This window comes from Psychrobacter sp. D2 (genome assembly GCF_013608135.1).
Lineage (GTDB): Bacteria > Pseudomonadota > Gammaproteobacteria > Pseudomonadales > Moraxellaceae > Psychrobacter > Psychrobacter cryohalolentis.
Map to the genome: position 1 here is coordinate 30,815 of NZ_JACDXZ010000008.1, position 15,456 is coordinate 46,270.

Sequence of the window (15,456 nt, forward strand, 5' to 3'; positions counted from 1 at the left end):
AAATAATTACAAGCTGTGACTAACTGCGCGTTTTATATAGATTTTTCATCTTAGTTAGCAGTCAATTAATAATACATTCTTTAAACTTTTAGAAGGTTTTTAGAGCAGGATGATGAATAATCTATAGCATAGTTTGCGGATAAAAAAACCTATTTTTTTTGCTGATAAAGTGACCGCTCAATGCAGTTAAAAACTAGCTTTTGATTACCGATATGCGTATAGTACGTAAATAATTTATGCCAGTTGTCACGTCATTGTTGACCACGTGTAATGAGCTATTAAATCAATTAAATAAACTATCGAATATGACATTGATTTAATACGTTGATCTTACGTTGTTAGAAGATGCGTTGGGCGACCAGCCTTTATCCGCATATAGAGCGGACACTCTACAGTTGGTCAGATCTGACATCGTCGTCAATAAGCTTGATAATTGGTTGTTACCAGTACAGAACCTAACATGTGACTCAATGACAGTTACTTAAATACAGTGACAGTTGCTTTGTGTTTTCGTCTGCGTTATGCCTGTCGCTTGACGACCTTAATATGTAGGTCGGTGCTTGCGCGGCGTGTAACACTCGATTGGGTGAGGAGCACGTATTATCATGTCTGCTTTTAATTGGTCAGCCATTGCTTTTATTTTAGCCGCCATTGGGCTAGTTGTGTTTATGTTGGTTGTCCCGCGTCTACTTGGCGGTCGCTCACATGGCTCACAAAAAGAAGAGATATTTGAAGCGGGTGTTGTCGGATCTGGCAACGCCCGTATTCGTTTGTCTGCCAAATTCTATTTGGTGGCGATCTTCTTTGTTATTTTTGATCTAGAAGCCCTCTACTTATATGCTTATGCAGTCTCAGTTCGTGAAGCTGGCTGGCTTGGTTTTGCTGCTGCCGCTATATTTATCACCATCTTGATCATTGGCTTGGTATACGAGTTGAGTCTGGGTGCGATGAACTGGGCACCGGCTGATAAGCTACGCAAAAAAGCGCGCCTATATGCTGCACCCGCAGGCTTTAGTTTAGCTGATATCACCAAGTTCGATGGTGTTGATGAACTTATGGTCGATCCTACGGGCAAGATACCTGCGCAGTCCTCTGGTCAGATTAACGTCTCAAACAATATTGAGACCAATCGTCGTCACTTACAAAACATTGATCATATTAATACCACGGGTAATGTCACTTCTGTGGACTTTGCGACGTCTGCACAAACAGATAAAATGACGCGTTAATGAATAACAGTGCGTGTTAATTAGTGAATAACAAAATTATTTAATAATGAAGTTAAGGCAGTAGTGAGGGCAAATCATTGCCGCACTTTGTTTAATATAAAGGTTGTATGTTATGAAATACACATTAACAAAAGCCAACCCTGATGCAGATACTTATCCTGCTCAGACAAGCCAAACTGTCAACGATCCAATGGAAGATGAAGTCAATAAAAACGTCTTTATGGGTCGTCTAGAAGACCTTGTCCATTCAACAGCAAACTGGGGGCGCAAGCACTCACTGTGGCCATTTAACTTTGGTACCTCATGCTGTTATGTCGAATATGCGACTACCTTAACCGCAGTTCATGACTTATCACGCTTTGGTGCCGAAGTTATTCGCGCCTCGCCACGTCAGGCGGATGTGATGATTGTTGCTGGTACTTGCTTTGTTAAAATGGCACCCGTTATTCAACGTCTATACGAGCAAATGCTCGAGCCAAAATGGGTCATCTCGATGGGTGCTTGTGCCAACTCGGGTGGTATGTATGATATCTATTCGGTCGTGCAAGGCGTGGATAAAATTATCCCTGTCGACGTCTATGTGCCCGGTTGTCCGCCACGTCCAGAAGCATTGATTCAAGGCTTGATGTTATTACAAGAATCTATTACTAAAGAACGTCGTCCGCTAGGTATTCATGTTAATGATCAGGGTGTCTATCAGCCGCAGATGACGCCTGAGCGTGACCGTAAGCAAGCAGATCGTATCGCTGTGAAAAACTTACGTAGCCCAGATAGCATTTAGTTAAGCAGTTTGGCGTAGTTATTAATAATTGTTAGAAGTGCGCGTACGCTCATCATAGTTTGGTTATGATTATCATCTTTTATTATGGTTGTCATGGTTCAGTTATGATTAATGAAGGAAGACATCATTCATGGTCACGGTAGTCGAAAACACAGATCCTAAGATCAAGCCTGTCCCAGCGGTTATCAAAGAGCTGGAAGAAAAATATGCTGGTAAGTTCGTTGTGCAGCACACGGTTGACGACATTCCAACGGTTTGGGTGGCACGCGCTGATTTATTAGACGTTCTCTTATTCTTACGCAAATTGCCAAAACCTTATGTCATGTTATTTGACTTGTCAGCGATAGATGAGCGTCTACGTCAGCATCGTCAAGGTTTACCTGACAGTGATTTCACGGTATTTTATCACTTGATGTCGCTTGAGCGTAATAGTGATGTGCGTATCAAAGTAGCGCTCAGTGAAGAAGATTTAAACGTCCCAAGTGCGACACAGATTTGGCCCAATGCCAACTGGTATGAGCGTGAAGTCTGGGACATGTTCGGTATTGTCTTCACTGGTCATCCGCATTTGACCCGTATTTTATTACCAAAATACTGGGAAGGTCATCCACTGCGCAAAGAATATCATGCGCGGGCAACTGAGTTTACTCCGTATTTCTTGAATACCGCCAAACAACAATACGAGCAAGAAAACCTGCGCTTTGTCCCAGAAGAATGGGGCATGAAACGCTCGGGTCGTGATGAAGACTTTATGTTCTTGAACATTGGTCCTAACCATCCATCCGCTCACGGTGCATTCCGTTTGGTACTACAGCTTGATGGCGAAGAAGTTGTCGATTGTATCCCTGATATTGGTTATCACCATCGCGGCGCAGAAAAGATGGCTGAGCGTCAAACGTGGCACTCATTTATTCCTTATACCGACCGTATTGATTATCTTGGCGGCGTAATGAATGAGCTACCGTACATCATGTCGGTTGAAAAGCTTGCCGGTATTACTATTCCGCCGCGCGCTGAAACCATCCGCGTGATGATGAGTGAGTTTTTCCGTATTACTAATAACTTGCTGTTTGTCGGTACCTTTATCCAAGATGCCGGTGGTATGACGCCGGTATTCTATATGTTTACCGATCGCCAAAAAGCTTATGACGTTATCGAAGCGGTAACCGGTTACCGTATGCATCCTGCGTGGTTCCGTATCGGCGGTACAGCGCATGATTTGCCGCGCGGCTGGCAGCGTTTGGTACGTGAGTTCTTAGATTGGATGCCAAAACGCTTGGATGAGTATGTTAAAGCAGCATTGCAAAACAGTGTGCTTAAAGGTCGTACTCAAGGCGTTGCCCAATATAATACCAAGCAAGCATTGGCGTGGGGCGTTACTGGCGCAGGTTTGCGTGCAACAGGTTTGGATTTTGATTTGCGTAAAGCGCGTCCGTACATGGGCTATGAGAATTACGATTTCGAAGTACCAGTCGGCTATAACGGCGATGCTTATGATCGCTGTATGGTGAAAGTCGAAGAGATGCGCCAGTCGCTACGTATTATCCGTCAATGTATGGATAATATGCCACAAGGTCCTTATAAGGCGGATCATCCATTGGCAGTACCACCGCCAAAAGATCGTACCTTGAATGATATTGAAACCTTGATTAATCACTTTATCTCTGTTTCTTGGGGTCCTGTGATGCCAGCGGGTGAGTGCACCACGATTGTGGAAGCGACTAAAGGTCTAAACAGCTATTACATCACCTCGGATAAAGCGACGATGAGCTATCGTACCCGTATTCGTACGCCGACATTCGCGCATTTGCAGCAGATGCCATCAGTCATTAATGGTTCATTGGTATCCGATGCCATTATGTATCTGGCGTCAATTGATATTGTGATGGCGGATTGTGACCGTTAGAGCGTCTGTGGTTATACGTTTATCATTATCGTTTATATATTAAAAGTACGACGCGTTCATTAACATATTATCGCCAAACTGGCACACCAAAACGCTGTCATTGCGCCGTGAGCGTAATACAAACAGTGGGCTGAGTGAGGAAAGAAAAAGATTATGAAAATTGTTTCCGATAAAATGCCAAAAGTAGATGTGGCAAGTATCTTAACTGCAGAAGAAATTGCGGCTATCCATGAGTTTATGCATCATTATCCACACCCACGAGCAGCGTCTTTAGATTCGCTGAAAATCGTGCAAAAGCGTAACGGCTGGGTCGATGATGCACAAGTGAATGCGATTGCTAATATTTTAAATGTTCCGATGACGGATATGGATGGGGTAGCAACCTTCTTTAACCGTATCTATCGTCAGCCAGTTGGTCGTCATGTCATCCTTGTTTGTGATTCGGTGGCTTGTTATTTAACAGGCTATGAAGCACTAGCAGCTGAATTAAAGTCGCAGCTGGGCATCAACTATGGTCAAACCACTGATGATGGTCGTTTTACGCTATTGCCGATTTGCTGTTTAGGTAACTGTGACAAAGGTCCTGCGGTATTGATTGATGAAGATACCTATGGTCCTGTCCAGCCTGAAGAAGTCGCCCAATTGTTGGAGCTATACGCATGAGATTAACTGTTTCAGAGCAGATTGCTCTTCGTAATCAAGGCAAAGCGCCAAGCCAACTTAATGAACAGCGTATTCCTATCTATGGCGATAGATCGACTGCTACCAGTGAAACCAAACCGCTGACCTGGCGCTTAGCGCATCATGATGCGGTGCTTGATTTGGCCACTTATGAATCATTACGTGGTTTTGAAGCGTTAAAGATAGCGTTAAACCAATCGCCAGATGATACGTTAAATACTATTAAAGAAGCGGTGGTAAAAGGTCGCGGCGGTGCAGGTTTTCCAGCAGGTATTAAATGGTCACTAATGGCACCACCTGATGGCGGTCCACGCTATCTAGTCTGTAATGCTGACGAGATGGAGCCGGGTACGTTTAAAGACCGTTTGCTCATGGAGCGTTTGCCGCTTCAGCTTATTGAAGGCATGCTTATTTCTGCCTATGCGATTGGTGCAACAGCCGGTTATATCTTTATCCGTGGTGAATACATCTTAGCTGCGGAGCGGTTAAGTACAGCGATTGAAGAGTTAAAAGCCAATAATCTAGTCGGCGATAATATTTTAGGCTCAGATTTTAGTTTTGATTTACATGTGCATACGGGTGCTGGTCGTTATATCTGCGGTGAAGAAACGGCATTAATTAACTGCTTAGAAGGTCGTCGTGCCAATCCGCGTACCAAACCACCATTTCCACAGGTAGCTGGTGCATGGGGTCGACCAACCGTGGTCAATAACGTTGAAACTTTACATAACGTTTCAGCGATTATCCTGCATGGTAGTAAGTGGTATCAAGACCTGCCAAAAGCCAAAGGTGTGGTCGAAACGCCAGGCACGAAGCTATTTGGCTGTTCTGGTTTGGTCAATGACCCCGGTCTTTGGGAATTACCATTTGGTTATACGGCGCGTGAGATTATTGAAGATTTCGCAGGTGGTATGCAGGAAGGTCGCACACTTAAGGCTTGGTTACCAGGCGGCGCATCAACGGATTTTTTAACCGCTGAGCATTTAGATACTGTCGTTGATTTTGACACTATCCAAAAAGCGGGTAGCCGTATGGGTACGGGTCTGCTTATGGTCGTTGACGAAGAACAAGATATGGTGCCATTGGTACGTAATCTTGAGATTTTCTTTCAGCGCGAATCGTGCGGTTGGTGTACGCCATGCCGCGATGGTTTGCCGTGGGGCGTCAAAATCCTTACCGCTATCAATGATGGCGAAGGGCAGATTGGCGATGTTGAAAAGCTAGAAGGTTTAACCCGTGACTTATGGATCGGTAAAACCTTTTGCGCACACGCCCCCGGTGCGATGGAACCACTGATGAGTGCAATTAAATATTTCCGTCCTGAGTTTGATCAAAAGATTGCGCAGGCGGTTGGTGAAGATGTCATTGAGGCTGCAGCCAATCAACAGCTAGATGTGAAATAAGGAGAGCGGCATGGCAGTCATACATATTGATGGAACCACTGTCGAAGTAGATAGCGCGGACAACTTGCTACAAGCATGTTTGTCACTCGGCATTGATGTGCCGTATTTTTGTTATCACCCAGCCCTTGGTTCAGTAGGCTCTTGCCGTCAGTGCGCGGTTAAGCAATATATGACCAAAGAAGATATGGAAGCGGGTCGCGGTCGCCTTGTGATGTCCTGTATGGTCGCCCCAGGCGATGATATGTACATCTCAGTGACTGATGATGAAGCAAAGGCGTTCCGTAAGTCGATGGTTGAGCTGTTGATGATTAACCATCCGCATGACTGCCCAACCTGTGAAGAAGGTGGACATTGTCATTTGCAAGATATGACCTATATGTCAGGTCATCATCGTCGTCGCTACCGCTTTACCAAACGTACCCATCACAATCAAGAGCTTGGTCCGTTTATCGCGCATGAGATGAATCGTTGTATCGCTTGCTATCGCTGCGTCCGTTTTTATAAAGACTATGCGGGCGGCGAAGATTTGGGCGTTTATGGCTCAAATGAGCGTGTTTATTTTGGTCGTGATAAAGATGGTCAGTTTGAAAGTGAGTTTTCAGGTAACTTGACCGAAGTTTGTCCAACGGGTGTATTTACCGATAAGACGCATTCGGATCGTTATAACCGTAAGTGGGATATGCAGTATGCACCAAGCATCTGTCATGGCTGCTCAGCGGGTTGCAATATCTCTGCCGGTGAGCGCTATGGTGAATTGCGCCGTATCGAAAACCGCTATAACGGTGAAGTAAATCGCTATTTCTTATGTGACCGTGGTCGTTTTGGCTATGGCTATGTCAATCGTGGAGATCGCCCGACTCAAGCGCTTGAACGTATCAATGATAAACACGTTAAAATCAATATTGACTATGCTCTTGATGAAACCATTAAGCGTATTAAAGATAAAAAAGTCATTGGTATTGGTTCGCCACGTGCCAGCTTAGAGACCAACTTTGCGCTAAAAAACCTCGTTGGTTTTGATAATTTCTCAACGGGTCTTAATCATCAGCAGCAAGCACTGGTCAATAAATGTATTGAAGTCTTGAGTACTGAGGGTATTTATAACCCAGGTATGACCGATATTGAAAGCCACGATGCGGTACTGATTTTGGGTGAAGATATCACTCAAACGTCATCACGTGTGGCACTCTCTATCCGTCAAGCGGCGAAAAATGAAGCCATAAAAATGGCGGCTGCTACCAAAACGCAATCGTGGTTGGCTGAGCCAGTCAAACGTATTGCTCAAGGTGCACAAAGCCCAGTATATGTCATCGATGTGACTCAAACCAAACTTGAAGATATCAGTAAGGTTAGCGTCGTAGCGACTCCTGAAGACATCACTAAACTTGGTTTTAAAGTTGCGGATGAAATTGCTAAATTTGCTGATAACTTATCAAAAATAGTCGATCCGCAAAGCAATGAGGAAGATGCTAATGCCAATATCAATGTTGATCCTATGCAAGCGCTGGCACAGCAAATCGCTTATGACTTGATCCAAGCGGACAAGCCATTGGTTGTCTCTGGTAGCAGCTTATCGTCTATTGCCTTGATAGAAGCAGCTGCGCAAATCACGCAAGCATTAAGCCAAAAGCGTGCAGCGATCAAAGCAACTGAGCAGTATGAAGTTGAGACACATAATGCCAAAGTTGCAGCAGCTGAAGCGCGAGCACAAACAACAACGGCGCAGCAAACAGAAGATAAAGATCTGTCTGCCAAGCCAAATAAGCCTGAAACGGGTGTTAATACCGAAGCGCAAGACGATGTTGAACGTCAGCCTGCAACCAAACTTGAGCTAAAAGAAGTCAATAAAAAGTATCATGCCCAAGCGGGTATCTATTTAGCAGTGACAGATGCTAATAGTATCGGCGTTTGTTTACTCGGTGGTCATTCAGTTGAAGAATTGCTGGCGACTGATTTTGATGTGGTGATAGTCGCTGAAAATCAGCTGACTGATGCTATTGATGCGAATAAATTAACACAGCTATTGACTGATAAAACCGTCATTGCGTTAGATCATCAATTGCTTGATTGGCACAAAGACGTCGATATTGTATTGCCAGCAGCCACCTTTGCTGAAGCAGACGGCACGCTTATTTCTGCCGAAGGTCGTGCGCAGCGCTTCTTCCAAGTTTATGATAATGACTATTATCATCCGCTTAGTAGTATCAAAGAAGGTTGGCGCTGGTTGCATGCTGTGCACAGCAGCTTAGAAGGTCGTGATGTCGACTGGACGCAGCTTGACGATGTCATCAATGCTTTGATAGCGACTCATCCCAAGCTTGCCGGTATCAAAGAAGCTGCACCCGATGCTGATTACCGGATGACGGGTCTAAAAATTGCCCGTCAGCCACGTCGTTACTCAGGTCGTACTTCTATGCGCGCGCCTGTCTCTGTCCATGAACCAATGCAGCCAAAAGATTTGGATACCGGTTTAACCTTTTCAATGGAAGGCTATAGCGGTAAGCAAACCCCAAGCGCGATGATTCCTTTTGCGCAATCTGCCGGTTGGAACTCACCGCAAGCTTGGAACAAATACCAAGATAAAGTGGGTGGTAGTCTTAGAAATGGTGATCCGGGTGTGCGTTTGTTCGACCAATTAGAGCGTTTAGCTACGCGCCAATATGTTGCGCCAGAAGTTAGCTCAGTAGCTACGACGGATATGCATCAAGGACAAGCTAAATTGGTGCCTATTTATAATATTTATGCCAGCTCAATGATGGCATCGCGTAGCCCAGTGGTAGCTGAGCAATTACCTGTCGCCTCATGGCGTATAGGGATTGATGACGCAAAAGATTGGAATATCGTGGCTGGTGATTATCTAGCGATTGAGATTGATAAACAGCAAATCACACTGCCAGTAGAGCTTGTTGGTTATTTAGCCGAAGGTTGTATTGGTTACCCTGTCGGTCAGGTGAGCATTATTCATCCATCAATGCCAGCGTCAGTACGTAAAGTCGATGCACCTATTACGATGATGGGTAGCATGGCTAATGACGCTAGTGGCAATTCTGAAAATGGCAGTGCTTTAAACAGCTTTGAAGATAACAATAACCGCGCCGTACCCGTAAGCACAGCGCCGACCACCACACAGGAGGTGTAATATGCAAGTCACTCGTATTATCCCTGATGTGCCAAGTTTTTTGGCAAGTATGATGACCTTTGATACTTGGTCCATACTTTTTATGGTCGTACAATCGCTGGTTATCTTTTTAGTCGTTGTCATTGTCGCGGCAATGATGATTATCTATGAGCGCCGGATGTTAGCACTTTGGCAAGACCGTTATGGTCCAAACCGTGTTGGACCGTTTGGTTCACTACAGCTAGTCGCGGATATGCTCAAAATCTTCTTTAAAGAAGATTGGACGCCAAATTTTACCGATAAGTTTATGTTTACTTTGGCGCCTGCAGTTGCCATGTTTACCGCTCTGGCTTCATTTGCCATTATTCCTATCTCACCAACGCTTGGCGTTGCTGATTGGGATATTGGTATTTTATTCTTTTTTGCCATGGCTGGTATTGCAGTCTATGCAGTGCTATTCGGTGGTTGGGCATCAGCCAATAAATTCTCATTACTTGGCGGCTTACGTTCAGCCGCGCAAACCATCAGTTATGAAGTGTTCTTAGGTTTGTCGTTGATGGGTGTTGTTGCATTGACTGGCTCATTTAACTTACGTGCGATTGTTGAAGCGCAGGCTGATGGTTGGTATATCATCCCGCAGTTCTTTGGCTTTTTAACCTTTGTCGTTGCCGGTGTCGCGGTCACGCATAGACATCCATTTGACCAACCAGAAGCTGAGCAAGAGCTTGCTGAAGGGTATCACGTTGAATATTCCGGCATGAAGTTCGGTATGTTCTTTATTGGCGAATACGTCAATGTTGTATTAATTTCTGCTTTGATGACCTGCTTATTCTTTGGTGGTTGGTTGGCACCTTTTAATTTAGATATTCCGTTTATTCCACCAGCTTTTTGGTTCATGATTAAGACGCTTTTCTTTATGACTATGTTTGTTTTGGCTCGAGGCTCACTCATGCGTCCGCGCTATGATCAGGTGATGAACTTTGGCTGGAAAGTCTGCCTGCCCGTAACCTTGATTAATCTATTGGTTACTGCTGCAGTCATTTTGATTTTTTCCCCAACGTTATAGTCATTACTAGTAGCCATCACTAGCCATCACTGATGAACTAGGGTAAAGCTGAGAAGGATAATAATCCCATGTTTACTACGATAAAAAAGACCGTCATTGGACTATTTACCATTGTCCGCAGCATGTGGATGGTCAATAGTCATGCGCTCAGACCACGCGACACCATTCTTTATCCTGAGGTGCCAGTACCAGTGCCGCCACGTTTTCGTGGACGTATTATACTGTCGCGTGACCCTGACGGCGATGAGCGCTGCGTTGCTTGTAACTTGTGCGCTGTGGCATGTCCGGTTGGTTGTATCTCACTGCAAAAAGCGGAACGTGAAGATGGTCGCTGGTATCCAGAGTTCTTTCGTATTAACTTTTCACGTTGTATTTTTTGTGGCTTGTGTGAAGAAGCTTGTCCTACGACAGCTATTCAGATGACCCCTGATTTTGAGATGGGCGAATACGTCCGTCAAGACTTGGTCTATGAAAAAGAGCATTTGCTGATTTCAGGACCGGGTAAATATCCCGATTATAACTATTATCGCGTGACGGGTATGGCGGTAGCAGATAAACCAAAAGGCGCGGCGCAAAATGAAGCGGCACCGATTGATCTAAGGAGCTTGCTACCATGATGAATATTTTAAATAATCCTGAATTGGCAGGGTTTTACTCATTAGCAGCGGTAGCAATATTTGCCAGTTTGCGCGTGGTAACCCAAGCCAATCCAGTGCATGCTATTTTATCGATGATTGTGTCATTGCTGGCAATCGCTGGCATATTTTTTGTGATAGGTGCGCCGTTTGCTGGAGCACTTGAAATTGTCGTTTACGCGGGTGCCATTATGGTGCTGTTCGTCTTCGTGATTATGATGCTGAATTTAGGCATGCGTAATGATGAGCGGGAAGAGCGTTGGCTTGATGCTGGCACTTGGGCGATACCGACGGGCTTGACGATTATTATCGCAGTTGTGCTGTATGCAATGATTGGTCTTAATCATAACGAAGCTGCCTTGATTGGCGGTACGACTATTTCAGCCAAAGCAGTGGGTACAGTCTTATTTACCAAATACATTATGTTGATAGAAGTAGCCGCATTGCTACTACTTGCTGCTCTAGTTGCAGCTTATCATTTAGGTAAAGAAGCTATCGATGACGAGATTATCGGTAATGATAGTCTAGTAGCCAGTCCAAATATCGGTAGTATTGAGCTGTATGAAAACGACAGCATGCACACCAATAACGATGTAGTAAAGATGGCAAAACCATACGAATATAAAGATGTCGACCCGCATGACTACGTGGGCATGAAGGTTGGCATGAAAGCAGGTACGCAGAACGGTATGAAGAAAGTCACGCGCAAGGAGTCAGACTGATGGTACTAGCAGCAAGCGTGGCACAAGATATTGCCAATGTGCCGTTTGCCCATGAAGTAGCAGGCTTAGTGCAGCCGGTTGCTGAGGCGCAAAATGTACTGGGTCTGATACCCATGAGCCATGGACTAATCTTGGCGGGTATTTTATTTGCGATTGGTCTGTGCGGTGTTATGGTACGGCGTAATTTTCTATTTATGCTGATGAGCCTTGAGATCATGATGAATGCGGCGGCACTAGCATTTGTGGTAGCAGGTAGTCGTTGGGTCGATCCAGATGGACAGATTATGTTTATCTTTATCTTGACCTTAGCAGCAGCAGAGGCCGCTATTGGTTTAGCAATATTATTGCGTTTTTATCATCAGCGTGGGCATCTCGATGTCGACAGCGCCAATGAGATGAAAGGATGATGTCATGAGTTTATTACCATTAACCTTTATATTCCCGCTCGTTGGCTTTTTGATTCTAGCCTTTATGCGCGATAAATTAAGCGAGCAGGTGGCAGCGATTGTCGGTGTCGGTAGTATGCTGCTATCAGCGCTATGTACACTGATCGTCAGCTATACCTTTTTAACGACGTATCCAGCCGGAACTGTTGTAGAGATTCCACTCTGGACATGGTTCCAAGTCGGTGATTTTGCGCCAAATTTTGGCTTAAGCTTTGATGGATTAGCATTAACGATGACGGGTGTCATTACTGGTATTGGCTTTTTGATTCATCTGTTTGCCGCTTGGTATATGAAAGGTGAAACAGGCTTTGCGCGCTTCTTTAGCTATATGAACTTATTCGTCGCTAGCATGTTATTGCTGGTATTGGCGGATAACTTGTTCTTGCTATATCTTGGTTGGGAAGGCGTCGGTATCTGTTCTTACTTGCTGATTGGTTTTTACTACCATGACCGTGCGAATGGTCGTGCGGCGATAAAAGCCTTTACTGTTACCCGTGTTGGTGATGTGTTCTTAGCCTTTGGTTTGTTTTTACTATTCCGCGAATTTGGTACGCTTAATATTCAAGAGATTATTACCCGTGCCCCGGAAGTATTTGATATTAATAATCCAACCATGATTCTAACTACCATGATGTTGGTTGGTGGGGCGATGGGTAAATCAGCCCAGCTGCCGTTACATACATGGCTTGCAGATGCGATGGCAGGTCCAACGCCAGTATCAGCATTGATTCACGCAGCGACGATGGTTACCGCTGGTGTTTATCTGATTGCCCGTTTACATCCATTGTTTATCCTGACGCCGGGCGTATTATTGTACTGGGTTGGGGCAGTGGGCGCATTAACGCTGGTTATTGCAGGATTCTGTGCGTTGGCACAAACTGACATCAAGCGTATCCTTGCTTATTCGACTATGAGCCAAATTGGCTATATGTTCTTAGCACTCGGCGTTGGTGCATGGCAAGGTGCTATCTTCCATTTGATGACCCATGCTTTCTTTAAAGCGTTGTTATTCTTATCATCAGGTGCGGTCATTCTTTCGGTGCATCATGAGCAAAACATCTTTAAGATGGGCGGCTTACGTAAAAAGATTCCGTTAGTATTCTGGTGCTATATCGTCGGTGGCGGTGCACTTGCCGCGATACCTTGGGTCACCGTTGGTTTTTACTCTAAAGAAGCCATTCTTTGGGAAAGTTATGCAACCGGTCATATGGTTTTATTCTATATGGGCGTATTCGGTGCTTTCTTAACCGCGCTTTATACCTTCCGTATGATTTGGATTATCTTCTTTGGTGAAGAGAAAACGCATGCCCATAAACTATCTGGTGTGTCATATTGGCTGCCGCTTAGTGTATTGCTCGTATTATCTACGGCAGTGGGTGCATTTATTACCCCGCCATTGCAAGGCGTATTGCCAGAAAGTGTTGGGCATTTATTAGAAGTTGCTGGTCAAGCACATGGTAAGCATACGGCTGAGTTTATCGCGATGGGTGCGATGGCAGCAGGCTTGATATTGGCGGCGCTATTATATGTCGTTAATAAAGGTCGACTGCTGACCAGCTTTAAGCGCACGCGTATCGGTGGGGCGCTATATCATTGGTGCTATCACGGTATGGGCTTTGACGCGCTATACGATATAGTTTTTGTAAAACCCTTTTTGTTCATCGGCCGCTTATTTAAAGCCGACCCTATCGATAAAACGTGGCTGTTATTACCTAAGCTGGCATCAGCGGGTAATAAGGTATTGTCTGCGACGCAAACAGGGTCACTTCGAGGTTATGCTGCAAGCTTTGGCTTGGGTATGGCTGTGTTACTCGTGCTGGTAATGATGACGGTGGTATAAAATGATTGAGTTACAACAAACGTGGATGCTACCAGCATTAATCGCCATTCCTTTTATTGCAGGATTGCTATGCTGGCTGGTTGAACGCTTTAATAAACGCTTGCCGCGCTGGATTGCCTTAATTGGTATGACGTTGACCTTTGTGTTGTCAATGGTACTGTGGCAATACGGTGATTTTTCTGGCATGAGTCAGCAAGTCATTGCGCCAGATGCAAATGTGCCTTGGGTTGCTGAATTCAGTGTGCCTTGGATACCTAGCTTTGGTATTAGCTTTCATTTGGCGTTAGATGGTTTATCGCTGATGATGGTAGCTTTGACAGGGTTACTCGGTGTTGCCGCGGTTGCCTGTTCGTGGAATGAGATTCAGCGCCGTGTTGGTTTTTTCCATCTGAACTTGCTGTGGAGCTTGGGCGGCGTCATTGGTGTTTTCTTAGCCATTGATATGTTCTTATTCTTCTTCTTTTGGGAGATGATGCTGGTTCCAATCTACTTCTTGATCGCGATTTGGGGTCATGACGTTGTTGGCAAAACCAAAGAGTATGCAGCAACGAAATTCTTTATCTATACTCAAGCGTCTGGGCTAATCATGCTCGTAGGTATTTTGATATTGGTCATTATCAGCTACGCCCAAAAAGGCGTGGTCAGCTTTAATTATAATGATTTACTCGGTACGTCACTTGGCGGCTGGGAATATCCGATCATGCTGTGCTTCTTTATTGGCTTTGCGGTTAAGCTGCCAATTATTCCATTTCATGGCTGGTTACCTGACGCGCATGCGCAAGCACCAACCGCAGGTTCGGTGGATTTGGCAGGGGTTTTGATTAAAACTGCCGCTTATGGTTTGATTCGTTTCGTCTTACCATTATTTCCAGCAGCGTCACAAGATTTTGCCCCGATTGCCATGACCTTGGGTACTATTGGTATCTTCTATGGCGCATGGCTTGCCTTTATGCAAACCGATATGAAGCGTCTGCTTGCTTATACCAGTATCTCGCACATGGGCTTTGTAGTTTTGGCAATTTATGCCGGAACCTTACTTAGCTTACAAGGTTTGATGATTCAAATGCTGGCACATGGTCTAAGCTCAGCAGCGCTGTTTATTATGGCAGGGCAGTTATATGAGCGTCTGCACACACGTGATTTGACCCTGATGGGCGGTATGTGGGGTCAGTTCCGTTATTACGCACCAATACTAATGTTCTTCTGTGCCGCCTTACTTGGTATTCCGGGCACGGGTAACTTTATTGGTGAATTTTTAATCTTATTTGGCGCTTTTGCTGATTATCCAGTGTTTGTAGTCTTAGCTACCTTTAGCTTGGTATTGGCAGGTTTATACTCGCTTATCTTAATTCATAAAGCGCTATTTGGTATCAACAACATTAAAGAAGTGGCATTAAAAGAAACCAAGTCTCATGGTCTGCCGACGCGTCCATTAAAGGATTTGGGCAAGCGTGAGCTGTCATTACTATTGATGCTAGCGGCAGGCTTGGTCTGGCTTGGACTGTATCCACAGCCATTCCTTGATACCTCAAGTCATGCGATGCAGTGGATCAATAACGCTTATTTATATAGTCAAGTAACCCAAGTAGATGCCTCGCAGCTGCTTGATGCAATGGAGGCACGTTAAGT

Annotated in this window: 12 protein-coding genes; all 12 read left to right on the top strand. The window is 44.9% G+C overall.

All coding sequences use genetic code 11. The features are described 5' to 3' along the window. Nucleotides 1-605: 605 nt before the first annotated feature. The 12 genes from ndhC (at nt 606) to nuoM (ending at nt 15,454) form a co-directional block, all read left to right on the top strand. A complete protein-coding gene (gene ndhC / locus H0262_RS10370) occupies nt 606-1,229 on the top strand; it encodes an NADH-quinone oxidoreductase subunit A (protein WP_149409784.1) in 624 nt (207 codons plus the stop codon). A 112-nt stretch (nt 1,230-1,341) separates the two neighbouring features. Continuing rightward, the gene (locus H0262_RS10375) at nt 1,342-2,010 is read left to right on the top strand and encodes an NADH-quinone oxidoreductase subunit B family protein (protein WP_181210698.1); all 669 of its coding nucleotides are present in this window, start codon (nt 1,342-1,344) and stop codon (nt 2,008-2,010) included. A gap of 130 nt (nt 2,011-2,140) precedes the next feature. After that, nucleotides 2,141-3,916: an NADH-quinone oxidoreductase subunit C/D gene (gene nuoC / locus H0262_RS10380; RefSeq protein ID WP_011512926.1), complete on the top strand. Its 1,776-nt coding sequence runs from the start codon at nt 2,141-2,143 to the stop codon at nt 3,914-3,916. 153 nt (nt 3,917-4,069) lie between these two features. Next, nucleotides 4,070-4,579, top strand: coding sequence for an NADH-quinone oxidoreductase subunit NuoE (gene nuoE, locus H0262_RS10385; protein ID WP_149493047.1), 510 nt, complete (start codon nt 4,070-4,072; stop codon nt 4,577-4,579). Beyond that, nucleotides 4,576-6,000, top strand: coding sequence for an NADH-quinone oxidoreductase subunit NuoF (gene nuoF / locus H0262_RS10390; protein WP_181210699.1), 1,425 nt, complete (start codon nt 4,576-4,578; stop codon nt 5,998-6,000). The genes nuoE and nuoF overlap by 4 nt, the downstream gene beginning before the upstream one ends. A 10-nt stretch (nt 6,001-6,010) precedes the next feature. Then, nucleotides 6,011-9,139 carry an NADH-quinone oxidoreductase subunit NuoG gene (gene nuoG / locus H0262_RS10395; RefSeq protein WP_181210700.1) on the top strand — a complete coding sequence of 1,043 codons (3,129 nt, stop codon included), beginning with the start codon at nt 6,011-6,013 and terminating at the stop codon, nt 9,137-9,139. Between the two features lie 49 nt (nt 9,140-9,188). Further along, nucleotides 9,189-10,184: an NADH-quinone oxidoreductase subunit NuoH gene (gene nuoH, locus H0262_RS10400; RefSeq protein WP_041753375.1), complete on the top strand. Its 996-nt coding sequence runs from the start codon at nt 9,189-9,191 to the stop codon at nt 10,182-10,184. A 68-nt stretch (nt 10,185-10,252) separates the two neighbouring features. Then, nucleotides 10,253-10,801 (top strand): NADH-quinone oxidoreductase subunit NuoI, encoded by a 549-nt coding sequence (gene nuoI, locus H0262_RS10405; RefSeq protein WP_011512931.1) that lies wholly within the window; start codon nt 10,253-10,255, stop codon nt 10,799-10,801. Further along, complete coding sequence (gene nuoJ, locus H0262_RS10410) at nt 10,798-11,541, top strand: NADH-quinone oxidoreductase subunit J (RefSeq protein ID WP_181210701.1); 744 nt, start codon at nt 10,798-10,800, stop codon at nt 11,539-11,541. Before nuoI ends, nuoJ begins: the two co-directional genes overlap by 4 nt. A gap of 98 nt (nt 11,542-11,639) precedes the next feature. Continuing rightward, a complete protein-coding gene (gene nuoK, locus H0262_RS10415; RefSeq protein ID WP_041753378.1) occupies nt 11,640-11,948 on the top strand; it encodes an NADH-quinone oxidoreductase subunit NuoK in 309 nt (102 codons plus the stop codon). A 4-nt stretch (nt 11,949-11,952) separates the two neighbouring features. Further along, the gene (gene nuoL, locus H0262_RS10420) at nt 11,953-13,827 is read left to right on the top strand and encodes an NADH-quinone oxidoreductase subunit L (RefSeq protein ID WP_181210702.1); all 1,875 of its coding nucleotides are present in this window, start codon (nt 11,953-11,955) and stop codon (nt 13,825-13,827) included. Between the two features lies 1 nt (nt 13,828). Then, nucleotides 13,829-15,454: an NADH-quinone oxidoreductase subunit M gene (gene nuoM / locus H0262_RS10425; RefSeq protein WP_181210703.1), complete on the top strand. Its 1,626-nt coding sequence runs from the start codon at nt 13,829-13,831 to the stop codon at nt 15,452-15,454. Nucleotides 15,455-15,456 lie beyond the last annotated feature (2 nt).